Origin of the sequence: Arthrobacter sp. 'calajunan' (genome assembly GCF_046940185.1) — a bacterium.
Lineage (GTDB): Bacteria > Actinomycetota > Actinomycetes > Actinomycetales > Micrococcaceae > Glutamicibacter > Glutamicibacter soli.
Genome location: NZ_JBKZDY010000006.1, coordinates 143,100 through 160,850, shown reverse-complemented (window position 1 = coordinate 160,850; position 17,751 = coordinate 143,100). Strand labels below are relative to the sequence as shown.

Below are 17,751 nucleotides of genomic sequence, written 5' to 3'. Positions count from 1 at the left end.
GTCCGTTTTTCACCGCTGCCTGCACCTGTTCAAATTCGAGCATATCGACAATCCGGCGTAGGGCACTTACAGCGACCAGGCCACCCGCGGGCTCTGAGATGTTCTTAGCCCGAGCTGCAATTTCTTCTGGTTCCACAATTGCCAACCTACGCTGATCTCATTAATGTGTCAACCTAGGTTGCTCTCATTTTCGCGTATTTGTCTCCACATCCTGATAACCCTCGGCCTGAATGGCAAACATTGAGGCGTAATGGCCTCCATTATTCATGAGAGTTCGATGGTCTCCCATCTCAACTACGTTGCCGTTCTCTAGAACGAGAATTTTGTCAGCCGCTCGAACGGTGGAGAATCTATGAGAGATTAGAAAACAAATTGCACCTTGGGTAACTTCACGAAGACGGCGGAAAAGTAGGGCTTCGGTCTCAGAGTCTACAGCTGCCGTCGGTTCATCTAGAAGAATGATCTGTGAGTCTCCGGCCAAAGCGCGAGCGATAGCAACGCGTTGCCATTGACCACCTGACAACTGATGAGAATCTTCAAACCATCGGCCAAGTCGCGTCTCGAGCCCTGATGGAAGTTCATCTACAAAGTCCGCCCCGGCCCTGTTCAATGCCACGGCGCTGACTACCCTGTCATCGAGATAATTGACAGCTCCATATGTGACATTTTCCTGCACGCTTGACTCATATTGGACAAAGTCTTGGAATGCAACGCCGACCGTACTTCGAAGCTGTGAGATGTCATACTCGGCCAATGGGTGGCCATCCAACATTATTCGTCCACTAGTTGGGTCATAGAGACGATTAATAAGTTTGCTGATCGTTGATTTTCCCGCGCCGTTTCGCCCCACAAAAGCGATGACTTCACCGGGAGCTGCCGTAAAGCTGATATTGGAAAGAACTGCTTTGTCTGTTCCTGGATATGTGAAGGAAACGTTCTCGAAAGTGATGCCGCTCTTCAGCTCACGGGGGATGCTCCTCGTCCCCGACTTTATGACGTCGTGTGGTGTGTCAAGAAACGAAAATAATTCGCCAAGGAAAAGCTTGTGTTCGAATAACTGGCCTAAACCTACGAAGACTCCTGAGGCACCGGACTGTACAGCGGTTACCGCAGCAATAGTTCCTGCGAGTTGGCCAACATTTCCAATTTCAAGAGCAGAACGAACGGCTATGATAATCGCGACTCCAGAAACAGCGACATTGAGTAGCCCAGCCAAAGCAGTGACTTTTGCTTGTCTACCTTCTACGGATTTATCGACATCATAGAATCCACGCTGTATGTCCGCCACCCTCTGAATAAGGAGGCGGCCCAGTCCGAATGATTTTACTTCTTTTACGTTCCTATCGTTTGTGGTTAGGAATTGAAGATACGATGCCCACCGTCGTTTTGCAGCTCGGTCGTGTTCAAGCTTCCAAGTGACTCGACCGTAAAATATTTCAGCGGCGAAAGCAGGTAGGCAAGAGACGATAAGAAGAATTGCTATCCAGGGGTTCCAGGCGAAAAGCAACGCGGAAACTGAGAAAAGTGAAGTGAGACCACTGAGAACTCGTAATGCATCGACAAACAACTGATACGGTCTGCTTCCAGCTTCACTGGTAGCGCGCTGGAGTGAATCGTAGGTGGTAGAGCTTTCGAAGTGTTGCAGCTCAAGGCTAGTTGCTTTCCGGACAATATCGAGATTTATCTTGTTCGAAAGCTTCACTTGAAGGAGACTCTGCACGTAAGAGTCAATGATGTTCAGGGTAAAAGCAGCCATCGTGATAGCAATTAACAAACTCGCGGAGGTGATGGCAGTTGACTGTAATTCACCACTATCAAGGGATCCTGCAACTGCAGTAATGGTCCGCTCTGTAAAAAGAATTACTCCAGCCGGAGCTAGCCCTGAAAAAAAAGTAAGTAATATCACCGCTATAGTCATCAGGGGGCTTTCGTGCCACAGAAGCTTTCCGGCGCGAGCCCACTCATTCTGAGAGAATTTCACAGTGAATCGACCTTAAGTGGTCGCTTGGCAATTGCGTTTCTAGCGAGATGCCAAAGATGCATAACTTTCTTTTCGTCTGTCCGGTCGCCTACGAGTAATCTATTGCATTGCATGTGCAACACACTAGCCATAATGTTTGTGGGGTCACTCATTAGCTCGACGTTTGCGAGTCGCCTTGTTACTTCGTCATGGAAAGAATGAGAGCTCCGCTGGAGGTGTTCAACCTCTATTGCCAATTTAGCGCGAATTTCTTCGGCGAGGCTATCCCCGCGCCAATATGAAAGCATTTCTGTCAAGCTCCGAGATATCCGGTAGAACTCTTTACGAGTGCCCGGGGCAATCGTGGGCTCCCCGCTAAGATCCAAAATTGAACCGCTTTCCCAAGGACTGGCGATTATCTCTAGGGCAAGGACGGTGAGCCATTCCCGATCAATTTTCCTCTTGTGTGAGAGCTCAATGGCTTTGATGCTGAACTGCGAAGATGCATAAAAAAGATTCTCTGCCCACTCGATAGTTTGTGCCCCCCCATAACGTTCTATTTCGCGATCGTAGGTGCCGATTTCGAACCTGGAGATGATTCCATTCAGTCGGGCTTTCTCGAATGCATTCGTTAGCGAAGTGGCGGAGCGTCCGTCCATTGAAGTCCGTGCCCTCACACGTAGGTGTGGGTAAGGGTCCGCATATTCGACGTAGAACCAAGGGATATCCAAAGTACTAAGCGTAGGACCAACGATTTCACGGAGAATGTCATCGTGCCGTTCGAATGGCGCATAGGCCTTAATGCTCGTCCAGTCACTTCCGGGGCCATATGCTCTTTCGGCAACCGAGCCATGCCCCATACGTTCAATCGACTGTCGTGCAATGGCATCGGTTATAAGTTTCTGTGGTTTATATGATGAATTCAAGAATGGAATAACCAGTTCATGGGCATAGGAAGAACCACGAAGGTCACTGAGCGACATTTCGTCTGGCTGAGGGATACACTCTTCTAAGATGACGGATGAGTCCGACTCAACTTTTTGCTCCAGTACCCTCGCAAGTTCTCTACGCGCAATTGGTGAGTCCAAGTCGACTAATAATCGGTTGTCGGCTTCGGTAACATAAATATACCGGGCGACCCGAAAACGCTCTCTCCAAGCTTCGAACGTCTGCGCGGTATCAAACACTTTGTCTTCTGCACGGACTACCCATCGGGAAGCTCTGACAATCACATCGTCGACGATAAACCTCGGCACATAGCTGAGTGACCCCAGGTGGCTGGTGTCTAGATACGGCAGAATGCCGCTAGCTTCTTGCGTTGCCTCAATTAAGAACCGCAGTGGATTGGGTGCCATTTGCGGGTTTAACATATGTGATTGCACAGCTTTCATTTCCCTTGAATCTCCTCTCAAGCGGAAAGCGAATCTATCATTAGCTAGATAAACAAGCACATCATCTAAATCGACGACAGAAACGTCGGGATCCGAAGGCGCTAGGTTAACGACGATCTCAGCTTCTGTAAGAGAAGGGACTGTCGTAACATTGGCAGCTCTTCCCGAAGTGGGTAAATAACGGATCTCTGCTAGGAGAAAATCGTCAGCCGGGTAGGCATGCTGATAGAGATCTCGTAGAGCCAAAGTTGCATTATCCGGCAGTTGATGAAGGAATCGCCCAAATGTTCGACCACCCTCAGTAATTCCCTCGGCAGCTAGCGCAGCGCACCACTTTTCCGTACTTTCTGTGTTGGGTGCTATAAGAGATGCATATACGTCGAGTGATGGAACCAATGATCGAGCTTGGTCAACTTCAGGCATGAGTTTGAGCGCTGCACGCAGATCTATGCTCGTTGAGCCATCCATAAGTGCTTCAGCCGTTAGACGCGTAGAGACCTTCTGCCAATCAGTTGGCGGGGGCGATGGCGCGAGTGGATGCCAAGCCTTGGGACTAGGCATTATGTAATCGTTGGGTGGGCCCACGCCCGATTCCTCGGAGATTAGTTCTTTTAGTGGAACTTCGGCGTATATCCCGTAGCGTTCTACGCATCGGGAGTGAAATTCTTCTAAATGAGGTGAGCGTTGCGATGGCGCAATCCGAGAGAGAACCTCAACGGCATCCCTGATTTTCAGTACAGTTTTTTCAGAAATAACTGCATCATTCAACTCTAATGATCCGTCAATCTGGATTGTCTCACCTGGTTTACCCGGACTTATATAGGACTGTGCCTCTTCAATGGATCGAAGCTTCTCGCCTGTTTCGCAAGTTAGCCGGGATATTTTCCTGAGACTAGCTGTAACTTCAGCAATGGGATGGCTTTCCTTAACCTCTGCCGCAAATTCTTGAAGCAGTCGGTCGGGTTCGTTGCTACCAACCCGGATAAGACTGGCTGGAGAGATAATGTTTAGCTCAACTAATGTACTCAACAATTCATCGACAGAGTCCCGAGGGTAATTTGGGTGTTGCTGTAGAACTTCCTCGGTCACTTCATGGATCCCCCTGACTCCGTCACACGCAGAAAGGACGGCTTCGACGGCTTCCGTTAAACGGACGTCGACACGTCGATCATCCGCAGTTCCCTTAGTGTCTGCATATGGAAGGGTTACTCGACCCCCGTGGATAAGTAGCTGAGGGTTGGCTATCAAGGTGCTGGAAGAGGGAGAGGCGACGCTCGTTAGAGCCTCGCTTACCGCTATGAGCCAAGAAGTATCTGGACGAGCAAACAGTCTCATACCGTCAGCACGAATTAATGAGGTCTGAGTTCCAATTTTCGCCAGTCCTACACCGGCGAAGGCACCATATGGTGTTGAGCGAGTACTGGCGCGAGCCAAGAAGCGGTATAACGATGAGCTACGCCGTGCACTTGACTTTGGTGAAAGCCCGTCTGAAGACATCGATGCATAGAGCGAGGGTGAACTGATACGGAGCGCTGAGGCATAAGGTTCCAAAAGCGACCTATTTAGCACTTCCTTATCGATTTGAGCTTCTGTCTTTTCCTCGTCGAGCATTCGGATGAAATCATCGATTGGCAATAGAGGCGACCTGAGCATCGCAAATCCGAGTGGTTGGAAGTTATTTGACGATATATTCATTATTAACCAATCATCATCATTCGTGTCCAGGGCTGACGCTTGGACGATAGAACAGCATGGATGCCAAGTGCAACGCCTGCTGCACCGTTCAATAAGGTTGGATTGTCCACACGTTGATTTCCTGGCTCCACCTCACGGACGCCAAACGGTGCATCCTCATCAACGTGAGACAGCAGATGCTCGCATGCACTCTGAAGTGCTTCTTCGAGCAGCGCTTCTTTTTGTTCGAATTGCAAATAACGCAGTACAACAGCTACTCCGGCAGATCCATGGCAAAGGGTTGGAGTTGAGAACTGTTGCGTAGTAATCACTCGTGATGCCAATGCGTGGGTCCCTTCGGCGATCAAATCCCCGAGCTCAAATTCGGGAAACCTGTTTTGCGCAAGTGAGAGCGCTGACAGAACGCCGGGGCTACCATAGCACCACGCGGTACGGCTGTGTTTCCAGGACTGATTACCTTTGGGTACTTCTCCGACTGGCACTATGCTTGGCCAGTTTAATCCGAACATATCGGAGCTCCGCTGGGAAATAATCCATTGAGCCAACTGCCAAACTGTTTCTTTTATTCGTTGACTGGGTGCAGGAAGAAGGCTCAACGCTGCCATGGAGCCTGGGATGCCGTGAGCTAGTCCCATATCAGTGTAGCCATCTGGTGCGATCTTCAACCTTTCCTCTTCGAGTGTTAATTCAGGAAGAATTCTCCACTTTGGTAATAAGCTGTCGCCTGGCCCCTCTTCGAAAATCTTGAGCATGGTATCCGTGACTATATCGATTGCGTCGGCTGAGAGGTCCATTGGCAAATTGAGTAACCACCCAAGGTATCCCGAAGGCCCACTGATGACGTCGTAATCCTCAGGGGCAACACCGTCTGCTCTTTGAACAGAGTATTCTTCCATTCCGTGCTTCAACGCTGCTAGGCGTGCCGCATCCCGAGCACGTGAGAATCGAGGTTCGACTTCTGCACAGAGGTTGAGTGCGAATGCCAATCCAGACGAACCAGAATACAAGTCGTTGCCTGTAATTGGATCATTTGTCGTTGCTTGCATAGCCGCTGCCATATGTTCTACAGCCGCGGCTTGGTAGTTAGCTCCTTGCCAGTGAGGTTCTGCAGCTAGTGTCGCAAAGAGTGTGGCCAGCCCCGCATGACCATTAGCTAAGGTGACTCCGTCCCATATACGAATCGAGTTATTTGCTTCTGCAGCTGCATAACTAATAGCTTCGACACTTGCGGGAACTGTGAGTCGGTCGCTGATCATTTTTCCGGCGGCTGCAAGGTGTCGTTGCAAGGCTAGAGGGAGGCTAGGCATTTTGGTACTCCAAATCGGGGAAATGGGGCTTGGCGTCGCACAACGACGCCAAGCCCCGCGATAGCTTTCTACGCGTCTACGGAGTTAGCAGAAAATCCCATTAGGCGAGCAGCTCGCACACGTGTCTGTGCAGCGGCAAGTGGCCTTGGTGCACTTGATGGTCCGGGATCTGGCTGGAGTCCAACTTGCAGGCGATGCGATATCGCCATCCCCAGGCTTGGAAACTCGCACGTCCAGATCAAACGGATTGGATGAATAGTTCGACATTCAACGTTCCTTACTTTGAGCCCGCAGGCACTGACACAGCATCTATCCGCCGTGAGGCAACATTATGTTCCCTGATGTGAAAATCTACCCACATATATCAATAAATACATTCAATGGAAGGTTAAAAAAGTTTATCCGTTTGGTCATTTCCATCAGAAATTTATTGATCTATAATTTGGAGCCAGATACGGCTGACACGTAGATTCGGCACTTTGCTAGTCATAGTCAGCGTGTATCGCCATTTATAAATAAGAGGTGTGATGTCTCGAGACATCGGTAACAGTCACTTCACGTCAGGCGTGTTCTGGAACTTCTCTTTCGCATGCCGCAAGCTCAGGTACGTCACCCCAGCGGGGAACGGATAGTCGTATTTAGTGATCAGCTCGTCATCCATCGAGATCACCATCAGCTCCGCTTGGTCCCAGAGGACTTTCACCAACGTTGAGCGCAGTAGCTTGCCCAGATAGAGCTAGGCGCCAGCCACCTTCAAGCACCGGTTCTTGTTCACGCGCATCAGCTGGCTGCCGGCAGGCTCCATCAGTTCGGCCCGCAGCGTGGCACCGAGCTTCACCGGTTCCGGGCTCGCCGCCGCGTCCTTGCCCGCAGTCGGGCTGGTGTCCTCAAATGTGGTGGCTTACCTAGATAGTCCTCCGCCCCACGGTCAAGACCCTCAACCCTATCCGCCGGATTGCTCAAAGCCGACAAAATCAGTGCAGGAGAACTAATGCCTTTTCGCCGTAAACGCTCTAAAATATCAAGCCCCTCGATAATGGGTAGACCCCCGATCGAAAACCAAGACAACGAAGTGACGGCCAAACCCGAGCTGCAAAGCCCGCTGCCCGTCACGAGCAACTACAACCTCGTAACCTTCACCTTCGAACAATTCCTTGAGCATCATGGAGAGAGCTGCATCATCTTCCACTACCAGTACACTATGTTGCGCAGCTATGAGACGAAGTATATGTTCTGTCCTCCCCCGAATCTCTCTGTATCGTCTACCTAATGATTCTTTGAGCCGCGAATTGAACCGTTCAGAACCGGTAACGAATTAGCACTATGGTTCTCAGAACTGTTCAAAATTTGCTGGCATCCGAAAGGGTTCTGCCCCTTTTCCACACGATACGGACATCAGAAAGAACGGGGAACCAATGCTGGTGGGAGAAAAACCCAGGGCGCTGTACCAATCACATGATTGGTACAGCGCCCTGGGTAGCGGATTCATCGCCGCCTGCCCAAGAAGAATCTCTGCAGGGTCAGACGGATGACCTACCTACTGAATGTTTAGTGCTTGTTCCGACGTCGCGACATGGTCAGTGCGATACCCGCTGCGGCCAGCAACAGGCCACCGGCAACGATAGTAATCGAGGCGTTGGCTCCTGTTTCGGCAAGCTCACCTTCTACCTGCGTAGATTTGGACGAGGCAACTTCAGTTTTTTCAACTACTTCTCTCCCTGATGCAGTGGGGTTCCCCGCAATTAGTGGACACGTGATCTAGCTCATGCAGCCAGCGTTAGCGCGGTCCCATGCTGCTCAACGCGTTCCTGCTGGCTGCGAAGCAGCTGCTCAAACTCCACCGGAGGAACCATCCCCAGACTTGAATGCAGCCGGCGTCGGTCATAGAAATCCTCAATCCATCACGCGACCTTCTGCTTGGCGTCCGCCCGGGTAGCCCATCGGTAGCGGTCATAGAATTCGGTCTTCAACGTCGACCAGAATGACTCGCTCATGGCGTTATCCCAGCACACGCCCGTGCGCCCAACGGACTGCAGCAAATCCAACTCAATGGCCACCTCATGCAACTGGGCCGAGGTGAATTGCGAGCCACGGTCCGCGTGGAACACCACCTGACCCGGAATCTGTCCGCGCAGGGTTCTGGCCATGCGCAGGGCCCGTTCCACCAGATCGGTGTTCTGCACGCTATCCAGCGCCCAGCCCAGCACCCGGCGGGAGCAGCCATCACGCACTGCGCACAAGTACAGCCAGCCCTCATTGGTGCGCAGATAGGTGATGTCGCTGATCCAGACCTTGTCCAAGGCTCCCTGGTCCCATTGACGGCGCACCCGATCCGGCAGGTGGTACGTGTCAACGCCTTGGATCGTGGTCACGGGGGTGAACTTCCGTGGGCTGATCCCTTCGATGCCCTGGCGCAGCATTGAAGCAGCGACGGTCTTGGGATCGGCCGGGGATCCCTCGCGGGCCAGTTGCGCGGCCACCCGCGGCGCCCCGTAGGTCTGATGGGAGTCGTTGAAGATCTTGGCGACCTTCACATCCCGTGCCCGCTGCGCGGCAGCCCTCGGGGACGGGCCAGCGGATTAGCGTTGCCTCCAGGCGTAGTACCCGGATTTCGAAACGTGAAGCAATGACGCCATGCGGGTCAAGGCGAACTCATCCTTCAACGCGTGCATCAGTTCGAACCGTTCGACCGATGTTGCTTCGACGCGAAGAAGGACGCCGCTTTTCCCAGGAAACGGTTGTCCTCCCGCAGTTCGAAGACTTCCTTGCGCAAGCGTTTGAGTTCTTCACGTTCGGACTCGTCCAATGCTCCGGTCGGCTCACCGTCCAGGCCTCGGCGGGATCGTTCTTTCTTCACCCAGGTGCCCAGTGTTTGCTCGCCGAGGTTCAGTTCCTTGGCGACCGCGCTGATGGTGCGTCCGGTGTCGATGACCAGGCCGGCGGCTTCCCTGCGGTACTCCTCGGTGAAGGACCTGCGTTGCTTTTTCATATTGCTCATTAGTGACATCCTCTCAAATGTGGGATCGGGTGATCCCGCTTGTTCGGGTGTCCACTAATTCAGGCTAACCTCAGTGTCATTCATTCAATGACGGTCTTTACGGTGCAGACGGTTTGCCTCGTGTAGGAAGCGAGAGGGCGTGGTATCCGCGAGAAGATCCGTCAATCCACATTTTATTCTTGATGTTGCTTGCAGGGGCGATGCAACCAGCTACGGTGGTGTGCCGGTTATGTGAGTTACAGCAGGCGTCTTTCACAGTTCATCCGATACGCAATCTCCCGGTGAGTGCATGATTCAACATGCAGTTGAGCCGGAAAAGCAGGTCGCCAATTGAGATAGACCCGTTTGCTGCATGCGCAGACTAAACCAGTGGGTGGGAGAACCGTTCAGGTCCCCAATATTGGCGAAGCCTATTGGAACTTGTCAGTTTCCCCCAAGGGCTGGCAGGTTGCGCCTCCTACAGGAGAATTGAGACAAAGAGATGCAACATCCAACGAATCCTGGACGCTGCATCCCTTGGTCTACCCCTGATCTAATTCTCTTATGCCGTAGTGGAATCTGCGTCCCACGTCTTAGGAGTCTTCCGCTTCTAGGGTTGCTTCCCATAAGCGTTCGGTGTTTTCCATGTATTGCTGAACAACGTGTTGATTATGCAGTTCGAGAATTGCTTCATCGTTGCGCTTGAGGCTTGTTTCGTTATAGTTGTGGCTTCCGGTGAAAACGAATGAGCTCGGGCCATGCTGGTTAGGTCTGGAATCGTCGTAGGCCTTGTCTACTACAAAGAATTTCGAATGGATCCGACCGGTAGTGTCTGTCTGAGACAAGTCGCCTAAGGGAACTTGTGAGTTGTTCAAGATCTTTGAAATGTTGGGCGCTACAGGACCAGCGACAACTGATACGTTACAACCGGCATTACTAAGTCTGGCAAGCTCTTCTGCGATAGCTGTTCGCGTCGAGTCCCATTCGCTGATCCCAACCGCAATCGTCGTCTCATTTGCTATGCAATCTAGATGGGAGAGTCTTTCGCTCACTGGATCCAGTGAGCCAGACGGGAAAAACCGGGCGACACTGAATCCATCTTCACCGCGTGAATGATGCTCCTTGTAGTAGTCCGGATCCTGCGTCATCTTAGAAAGGTCCTTGTGGTACTTCTTGTATGCGCGGTAGAGCTTCTCATCTCCCTTCACGGTCAGAGCGTTGTTCCAGTAGCTTGTATGGTTGACGTCCGTGACGTTGGCTGATGACTGGACTACGACGTTTCGCTCATTTGAAACGGAGGAGAACAAGGCGAACTTGTTGTGCATCCCTTTGGTGCCTTGGCACGATGAAGTATTTCCTTCAGGGGATTCGTGCTTGCATACGGCGACCCATGACTTTGCTTTAATGTCTGTGCCTAGGGCATCAATCAACCGTGCTGCGGGAGCAGAACTTATTTGCCAGCCGTCGATAACTACCTGGACATTGACCCCTCGCTGGTAGGCAGCCAGAAGTTCATTGACATAGTCTTCACCAGATGCGCCAGAAATGACGAAAGCTGCTAGTGAGATCGTTGAACCTGTATCAGCTTGCTTGAAGTAGGAACATAGTCGTTCGGCAACAGCTCCTGCCCTGTTCTGGAGTGGATCACTGAATACTGCACCTGTTTCGACCTGTACTTCCTTCGCTTGTGCGCAGGGCACCTCAGCTTGCTTGTAGGTAGCTTCTTGCAGATTGGTGGAACGCGAAGTGCTCAAACCTGCCAATTGGGCGTTCGCCGCTGGGATAGCAGTTACCGACAACGTCGTAGCCAATGCTAGGGCACTGATCTTGGTTGGAATTTTCATGGCAAATCCTTATTGTCTTTGACCGGAATTATTTCCGGGACAGATCGTGGACGATATTCTTCGTTGCAGGATACAAATCTCGGAATTGTTGGTATCTGGCTTCGTACACCGGATTTTTGATGGGTTGTGTTTTATACAGAACGGGGTTCCAGCGTTCGATGTCTGGATCGGTGAACAGCGAGGCTGCAAGAAATGCCATACCCAGGCTGGCACCGATGGCGTACTTGCGGATGATCTGTTCTGTCCCGAGGATTTCGCTGATAATTTGTGGCCATAGCTTGCTCGTTGTTCCACCGCCAACTGCGAACATTCGTTGTGTTGTTCCGCCAGCTTGCTGGAACGTTTCCAAGTTATGGCGTACTGCGTAGCCAACTCCTTCCAGCGCGCTGCGGAAGATGTCACCTTGCGTATGAGACAGCTCCAAGCCGGCCAGCACTCCCCGGGCTTGGGGATCGTGGAGGGGTGTTCGTTCGCCGCTGAAGTAGGGGAGCATAACGAGGCCTTTAGCGCCCGGCCCGCTTTTTTCGGCTGCTCGGAACAGGTTTTCATAGTCAGTGTGGGTTAGTTCGCGGATCCATTGGGTGATTGCTCCGGAAGTCGCTAGCCCAGCGGCCAAGCAGTAGGCACCGGGTCTTGTTCCTGCGGTGCTCCATAGGGAGCGGTGACGCAGTGATCGCTGAGTGTGGTGGACTATAAACAAGGTTGTGCCGTACATGAGCATGGTGTCATTCGTGCGAGTTGCTCCCACAGAAATGGCTTCGGCCCAGGCATCGACGGTGCCGGCGATCACTGGAGTTCCGGCAGGAATTCCAGTTTGAAGTTCCGCTTCAGCAGTAATGGTTCCTGCTTGTTCATCGGGCCAGAGCAAGCGAGGCCTATTGATCTGAGGCGCGATCTTCTCAAACCATGGTTCGTACCAGCCTGCTGAAGACAGATCATATAGAGGTGTGGATTGGCTCGCTGAATGATGGTCCAAAACGTATTGGCCGGTTAAACGGTAGACGATCCAGCTCGAAGGCATGAAGAACATGCGGGCTTCTTTAAATGACTCGGATTCATTCTCCTCAAGCCATTGCAGCTTCGGCCCAACAGATTGCGATGACAGGAAGGACCCGCAGCGAGTGTAAATATCTTCGGCACCCAGCAGTGTATTTTGGGCTTGGATCTGTTGGGTTGCACGGGTGTCTACTCCATAGAGGATAGCTGGATGTAAGGGCACTCCGTGGCGGTCTGCGATGGCGACGCAGGGTCCCATGCCACTAGCGCCTACCGCAGCGACTTTGTAGTGTCCATGTGCCAGTAGCTCGCGCGAGATATCCTGAAATTCTTCCCACCAGAGTTCGGGATCCATCTCATGCCATCCAGGTTCTGGCCGTGAAACCTCATGCGATCTTGTTGCCTGCGCAAGGATATTCCCCTGCGAATCGACCAGCACTCCTTTGCTGCTAGAGGTCCCCACATCAAATCCGAGAGTCACGGATATCGGCGTATCCTTTGATGCTTGTCCTGTGTTTGCTGAAGTCATATCAAACTTCTTGCGGGTAGATGATTGACTTCACTGCATGCTCGTCGACTCGACCTGCCAGTAGGGCTTGACTGGATTCGGAGAGTCGGAAGCTTCCCGTGTGCAGCCCTGAGAGGTCGACTCTTCCGCTGGCGACTAGAGCCATTGCCAAAGGCCAGGTGTTGTTATAGCGGTTGACCGTGGCGAGGGTGATTTCGTTCCAATTCAGCGTATGCAAAGGTAATTCGACGTCGGTCTTGCCGATGCCAATTGAAGCTGCTCTGCCATTTTGCCGTAATAGGTGTAACCCAGCGTTAAGTACCTGTGGCACTCCACTGCATTCTAGAAGGACATCGAAACTAGGATCATGCTTTTTGATTTCATTGCTGTGGAAAGTGTGGAATCCGTGGGTTCGAGCGAGTTCTAGTCGTGTCTCTGAAACATCCGAAACTACCACTTCCAAGGCACCTTCTGCCCTTGCTGCTTCCGCGGCGAGGATGCCGACGGGTCCTGCGCCGGTGACTAATACCTTATCGCCTGGAAGTAGCCCAGCTCTTCTGCATCCCCACAGTCCAACGGAGAGCGGTTCGAGTAGTGCTCCTGCTTCGTAGCTCATGGATTCGGGCATGACGTGTAGGGAACGCGCATCGACTGCCAGACGCTGGACGAGGCAGCCGTCATAAGGCGGGGTGGCCAGAAATTCGAGATCTGGACATAGATGGTAGCGTCCGGCGCGGCATTGAGCGCAGTCGCGGCAGGGGGTTCCGGGCTCCACGGCGACCCGATCTCCAACTTTGACATTGGTGACATCCGGGGCGATGGCAAGAACATCTCCGGAAAGCTCATGTCCGAGGATGAAATCTCCGGAGACGACGAAGGGCCCGACCTTTCCTGAGACGAAATAGGAGACGTCTGAACCGCATACCCCCACGGCGCGAGGGGCAATGATTGCTTGCCCCGGCTCAAGGGTCGGTTCTGCGACTTCTCGAAGTTCCATAGTTCCGAGGTCAGTCATTACTGCGGCGAAATTTGCCATTTCAATCCTTTTCTTAAACGCTCAACGATTCTGAGTCGACATGCATTATCTGGACACGCTTTGGGCGGGGGACTCGATGGCGTGGGGGTCCATATGCCGAGTAGAAGGCAGGAAGTAGGTTGCACCAGCGCACAGTAAGCACATCACTGAGCAATACATTGCCACGAGCCATGGCGAACCGTCCGAGCTGCTGGTCAGCGCCGCGGCGACAAAGGGAAGGGTTCCGCCGACTAGGGCGCCTGTGATTTCTCGGCTGAACGTCACTGAGGTGTAACGAACGCGCACATCGAAAAGCCCTGAAAGCATAGTGGCTTGCGAGGCCAAGGTTAGATCGCAACACAAAGTGAAGATCAAGACGAGTGCGGCCCAGATCCAAACTGGGGTTCCGGTATCGAGCATCCAGAAGAAGGGGTAGAAAAGTACCGCGCCGGATACAGAACCAATGATCATCAGGCTTTTGCCGCCGAAACGATCGCAAAGCAACCCTGCTAACGGAATGGTGATGAGTTTCAGAAGGTTGGCGATGATGATGCCAAAGAGCCCTATCCATTCGGAAGCGCCCACCGTGGTTGCCAGATAGCTCAGCGCATATACCGAAGGGAGGTATGAAAGCACGTTCGGCGAGATGCTCATGACCATGGCTAGAGGAATGCGGCGGCCACCGAGACGGAAAACTTCGCGGAAACGAGGAACCGCTGGCTTTTCTTCCTGGTGTCCTTGTTCGAACTCTGGACTTTCGCTTACCCGGAGCCTAATGATGAAGGCGGCGACGGCAAGGATGATGCTGAGCAAGAAAGGGACTCTCCAGCCCCAGGCAATGAAATCTTCATGAGGCAGGACGGACTGAACCAAGAAATAGATACCTGTCGCCATGAGAGAGCCGAGCGCGTTTCCCGCGCTAGGGATCGCGGCGTTGAGTCCTCGGCGCTTTGCGGGGGCGTGCTCAGCGGATAACAACATAGCGCCGGCGTATTCACCTCCAGCGCCAAGGCCCTGGAGAACTCGAAGGAACACCAGGAGGATGGGAGCCCATACTCCGATCTGGCTGTAGCTCGGGAGCAATCCGATGAGCGTCGATGACACTGCCATGAGCAATAGGGTGACGAAAAGCATCAGTCTTCGTCCGAAGCGGTCCCCGAGGATACCGATAATGACACCGCCCACAGGGCGGGCGAAGAACCCGACCGCAAATGTTCCTAGCGATGCCAGCACAGCCAATGTTTGATTCTCTCCAGGAAAGAATACCTGCGACAGTACGAGTGCTGAGGCTATGCCGTACAGCGAGAAGTCGTACCACTCGAGAGCAGTACCTACAGTCGATGCCAATGTTGCTTTTGAAATAGGGCGTTTGGGTGCCATGATTCCCTTTCGGTGGTGTGAGTCACATTGATTCTATAACTAAACTATTCTTTTTCAATAGTCTTGTACTTTTTTCAATGACGATCTAACGTTAGGAATATGCAAAATATGCACAACACCCCAGAAACAGATCTCAGCGCTACGATCAGGAAAGCTGTTCAGAGCGCGGATCCAAAATTATCCAAATTCAAACCCTTGCCCCGCATCCTTGCGCATGATGAGTTCAACTCCGGCTTACACGGGTGGGTTGAACTCGGCGGCAACTACAACGGCAAGGGAGAGTACGAATCCCTAGACAGGCACTTCCGAGATTTTCGCCCACCGCAGCTTTCGTCCTGCGACTTTTTCGATGTTGGCACACACGGAGCGATGTCAGGAACGTATGCATTGAAGTTGGCGTCGAGGCCTTATCCTGGCCACACCGCGACAGCTATCCGACGGCTTACCATGAGCGGGAGAGGCCTGCTGCAGATCGAAGCCTACTTGGCATATAAAGCCGAAGCAGTGGTCGACCCGGATGCAGATGAAGCCTTCGGGGAAATGAAGTTCGACGGCAACAGCCATCCCTCAGAAGCGCAATTTGGCGCATTCACTGTCGCCACTGACCTCTGCGGAGATGATGGAATCCGCTACCATACAGTCGCCCGCTACCAGAATGCTGACGAAGATGGGAACATGCTTCGTCAATGGAGGTACCCGACCGTTCCAGAACCAACTCCTCGCGAGCACTTTGAGGGCAAAGTGGACTTCCCCTATGCGGCTGATTTCACAGCTCCTAACCCGGAAGATTGGGAAGTCTACGGTGAGCCCCAAGAGCTTTGCATGAACGAAGTCCCGACCAAAGTGAACTGGCATTATTTGCGATGGGTCATCAACACCGAAACTCGACGCAATGTTGAATTGCAGCTGAATGATCAGATCATGGATTGGTCTGATGTCCCAGTGCCCATCTACGAAGAACGCTATGGATCTTTGGAAAATCTTCTGAATTTCTATTTCTCGGTACGTTCGATGAGCGGCCAGCGAAACTTCTTGTTCCTCGACTCCGTCGTTATCTCGGCAGATTGGTAAAATCATGCGTGAATCTCAAACCGCAGTCCTCGAACGCGGTGTCGTTCTTGAAGGAGAAATTGCAACAGAACCGTTCGAAGCTGCCTGGGCGACGGAAGCCCGCTGGTTCGTGCAATTCCTAGAGTCCGATACTGGCCGGGTGCAAGCCAAGACGCAGATCTCGGCCGATGGCCTGACCTGGGTCGATCACGAGTCCGAGCCAGCCGTAGGCGAGATGAGGGGAGTGATTACCACCTCTGTGCGGGATTTCGGGCATTGGCTTCGTCTCGTCATCACGCCGGAAGAAGTTACCTCGGCTCCCCTGACACGGGTTTACCTCGTGCTTAAGGAATAATCAGTTAGAGCGCACTCAGGCGCGCGGGAGGAGCGGGAATGAAATCTACTCGTCACACATTGGACGACATCGCCACTGCACTTGGCCTTTCTCCCAATACCGTCTCGCGCGCCTTACGAGGCCGTGATGGAGTAAGTGAACGAACCCGCCAGCTTGTCCTCAGCGAGGCGGTTAAAGTTGGGTACGTTATCCCGCAACAGCATCCGACTACCGGCGTCGATACCATCGCGGTGACAGTGCCGTCGGCAACACACACGTTCGCAGCCCAACTCTTAGCCGCGATTGAGTCCGGAGTGCGGGCAGCAGGATACTCGCTGGATTTATACGCGACGGAGGAACTGCCGGAGCAAGAGCAACAGATTGCGGAGCAAATCATCGCTTCCCGACCCAGCGGTGTCATTGCTATACCCGTCCAAGGGCGGAGCCATCCTTGGGCTGCTGTACAGGCAGCAGGAATCCCAGTCGTTGCAACAACTCGTGAAATTGCTGAAAGCCCAACCGATTTCATCGGCGTGGACAGTGAAGCAGGAAGCTATGCAGCTGCAAGACACCTTATCGGCTCGGGTGCGAAAAGGATCCTCAGTATCGATGAGAATCTGGCGATCAGCACAGTGGAAGCCAGGAAGTCGGGGATCAGACGAGCCCTAGAGGAGTCCCCTCAGGCCACTGTGGACTTCGCAGATGTACACACCAGACGTTTTGAGAATACTGGCCCCCAGTGGCGGGCTCACGAAGCATTCCTTATTGTGAACGATCGCCTTAGCGAGGACCGCACGTACGACGCGGTAATAACTGGGGATGACTTCTTTGCCCTTGGCGCTCTCAAAGCGCTGCAGGAATCGGGCCGGCGTGTGCCAGAGGAAGTAATGGTTGTTGGATATGGGGGACTTCCCTTTGCTGAGTGGGTCTCGCCTGCCCTCAGCACCGTAGACCTGCCTGCAACATTAGTCGGAGAATTGGCGGTAGCTACCTTGCTTCAACGAGTAGCAGGAGCTTCAGGGCCACGTATACGAAGACTGATCCGTCCAGAGCTCAAGGTGCGCGCTAGCAGTGCTGTATTAGCTGAACGAACAACTTAACTTCAAATCTGTCAGTTAGAAACTGTCTCTTACGTCAGGGCGACAATTAAGTTGCATGGTCCATGTTTGGCCAGTCTCGAATAGGACCCTGCCATCTACGCGTGGAAAACTTAAGGTTCGGGAATCTCTGGATATTTCTGGGGAAAGTACCCGGAACACGCGAGAATTAACCGGATATGGTCAATATTTGACTC

At 52.7% G+C, this 17,751-nt stretch carries 13 protein-coding genes and 2 pseudogenes; 3 read left to right on the top strand and 12 right to left on the bottom strand.

The window, feature by feature from the left end; genetic code table 11:
- Window positions 1-184: 184 nt before the first annotated feature.
- The 12 genes and pseudogenes from RF641_RS11470 to RF641_RS11415 form a co-directional block, all read right to left on the bottom strand.
- Entirely contained in the window at window positions 185-1,918 is a 1,734-nt protein-coding gene (locus RF641_RS11470) for an ABC transporter ATP-binding protein (protein ID WP_424573212.1), read from the bottom strand.
- Window positions 1,919-1,977: 59 nt separating this feature from the next.
- Window positions 1,978-4,962, bottom strand: a complete 2,985-nt coding sequence (locus RF641_RS11465; protein ID WP_424573211.1) for a lantibiotic dehydratase — start codon at window positions 4,960-4,962, stop codon at window positions 1,978-1,980.
- 86 nt (window positions 4,963-5,048) lie between these two features.
- On the bottom strand, window positions 5,049-6,332 hold the full coding sequence (locus RF641_RS11460) for a lanthionine synthetase LanC family protein (RefSeq protein ID WP_424573210.1): 1,284 nt from the start codon (window positions 6,330-6,332) through the stop codon (window positions 5,049-5,051).
- Between the two features lie 105 nt (window positions 6,333-6,437).
- Window positions 6,438-6,620, bottom strand: coding sequence for an FDLD family class I lanthipeptide (locus RF641_RS11455; protein ID WP_424573209.1), 183 nt, complete (start codon window positions 6,618-6,620; stop codon window positions 6,438-6,440).
- Between the two features lie 283 nt (window positions 6,621-6,903).
- A pseudogene (locus tag RF641_RS11450) lies at window positions 6,904-7,212 on the bottom strand (IS481-like element ISAar28 family transposase); the annotation flags it as partial.
- Window positions 7,188-7,466 (bottom strand): response regulator, encoded by a 279-nt coding sequence (locus tag RF641_RS11445; RefSeq protein WP_220668565.1) that lies wholly within the window; start codon window positions 7,464-7,466, stop codon window positions 7,188-7,190. The pseudogene RF641_RS11450 and the gene RF641_RS11445, both read right to left, overlap by 25 nt.
- 435 nt (window positions 7,467-7,901) lie before the next feature.
- The gene (locus RF641_RS11440) at window positions 7,902-8,096 is read right to left on the bottom strand and encodes an LPXTG cell wall anchor domain-containing protein (protein ID WP_424573259.1); all 195 of its coding nucleotides are present in this window, start codon (window positions 8,094-8,096) and stop codon (window positions 7,902-7,904) included.
- A 20-nt stretch (window positions 8,097-8,116) separates the two neighbouring features.
- Window positions 8,117-9,351: pseudogene (locus RF641_RS11435) on the bottom strand (IS3 family transposase).
- A 572-nt stretch (window positions 9,352-9,923) separates the two neighbouring features.
- Window positions 9,924-11,174, bottom strand: coding sequence for a phospholipase D-like domain-containing protein (locus tag RF641_RS11430; protein WP_082344901.1), 1,251 nt, complete (start codon window positions 11,172-11,174; stop codon window positions 9,924-9,926).
- 28 nt (window positions 11,175-11,202) lie between these two features.
- The gene (locus RF641_RS11425; protein ID WP_424573208.1) at window positions 11,203-12,699 is read right to left on the bottom strand and encodes an FGGY-family carbohydrate kinase; all 1,497 of its coding nucleotides are present in this window, start codon (window positions 12,697-12,699) and stop codon (window positions 11,203-11,205) included.
- Between the two features lies 1 nt (window position 12,700).
- Window positions 12,701-13,714 carry an NAD(P)-dependent alcohol dehydrogenase gene (locus tag RF641_RS11420; RefSeq protein WP_424573207.1) on the bottom strand — a complete coding sequence of 338 codons (1,014 nt, stop codon included), beginning with the start codon at window positions 13,712-13,714 and terminating at the stop codon, window positions 12,701-12,703.
- A 45-nt stretch (window positions 13,715-13,759) separates the two neighbouring features.
- Entirely contained in the window at window positions 13,760-15,073 is a 1,314-nt protein-coding gene (locus RF641_RS11415; RefSeq protein ID WP_053799183.1) for an MFS transporter, read from the bottom strand.
- A 99-nt stretch (window positions 15,074-15,172) separates the two neighbouring features.
- Between RF641_RS11415 and RF641_RS11410 the strand changes: the two genes are divergently transcribed.
- Genes RF641_RS11410 through RF641_RS11400 form a run of 3 tightly spaced genes read left to right on the top strand, consistent with a single transcriptional unit; the run spans window position 15,173 to window position 17,557 of the window.
- Entirely contained in the window at window positions 15,173-16,144 is a 972-nt protein-coding gene (locus RF641_RS11410) for a DUF6772 family protein (protein WP_220668566.1), read from the top strand.
- A 4-nt stretch (window positions 16,145-16,148) separates the two neighbouring features.
- Window positions 16,149-16,478, top strand: a complete 330-nt coding sequence (locus RF641_RS11405) for a hypothetical protein (RefSeq protein WP_053799185.1) — start codon at window positions 16,149-16,151, stop codon at window positions 16,476-16,478.
- 38 nt (window positions 16,479-16,516) lie between these two features.
- Entirely contained in the window at window positions 16,517-17,557 is a 1,041-nt protein-coding gene (locus tag RF641_RS11400; RefSeq protein ID WP_082344903.1) for a LacI family DNA-binding transcriptional regulator, read from the top strand.
- Window positions 17,558-17,751: the final 194 nt, after the last annotated feature.

Excerpts from the sequence above, each read along its gene's own strand:
- RF641_RS11470 (WP_424573212.1), bottom strand. The coding sequence starts at position 1,918 with ATGACTATAGCGGTGATATTACTTACTTTTTTTTCAGGGCTAGCTCCG.
- RF641_RS11465 (WP_424573211.1), bottom strand. The coding sequence starts at position 4,962 with ATGCTCGACGAGGAAAAGACAGAAGCTCAAATCGATAAGGAAGTGCTA.
- RF641_RS11455 (WP_424573209.1), bottom strand. The coding sequence starts at position 6,620 with ATGTCGAACTATTCATCCAATCCGTTTGATCTGGACGTGCGAGTTTCC.
- RF641_RS11430 (WP_082344901.1), bottom strand. The coding sequence starts at position 11,174 with ATGAAAATTCCAACCAAGATCAGTGCCCTAGCATTGGCTACGACGTTG.
- RF641_RS11425 (WP_424573208.1), bottom strand. The coding sequence starts at position 12,699 with ATGACTTCAGCAAACACAGGACAAGCATCAAAGGATACGCCGATATCC.
- RF641_RS11420 (WP_424573207.1), bottom strand. The coding sequence starts at position 13,714 with ATGGCAAATTTCGCCGCAGTAATGACTGACCTCGGAACTATGGAACTT.
- RF641_RS11415 (WP_053799183.1), bottom strand. The coding sequence starts at position 15,073 with ATGGCACCCAAACGCCCTATTTCAAAAGCAACATTGGCATCGACTGTA.
- RF641_RS11410 (WP_220668566.1), top strand. The coding sequence starts at position 15,173 with ATGCAAAATATGCACAACACCCCAGAAACAGATCTCAGCGCTACGATC.
- RF641_RS11405 (WP_053799185.1), top strand. The coding sequence starts at position 16,149 with ATGCGTGAATCTCAAACCGCAGTCCTCGAACGCGGTGTCGTTCTTGAA.
- RF641_RS11400 (WP_082344903.1), top strand. The coding sequence starts at position 16,517 with ATGAAATCTACTCGTCACACATTGGACGACATCGCCACTGCACTTGGC.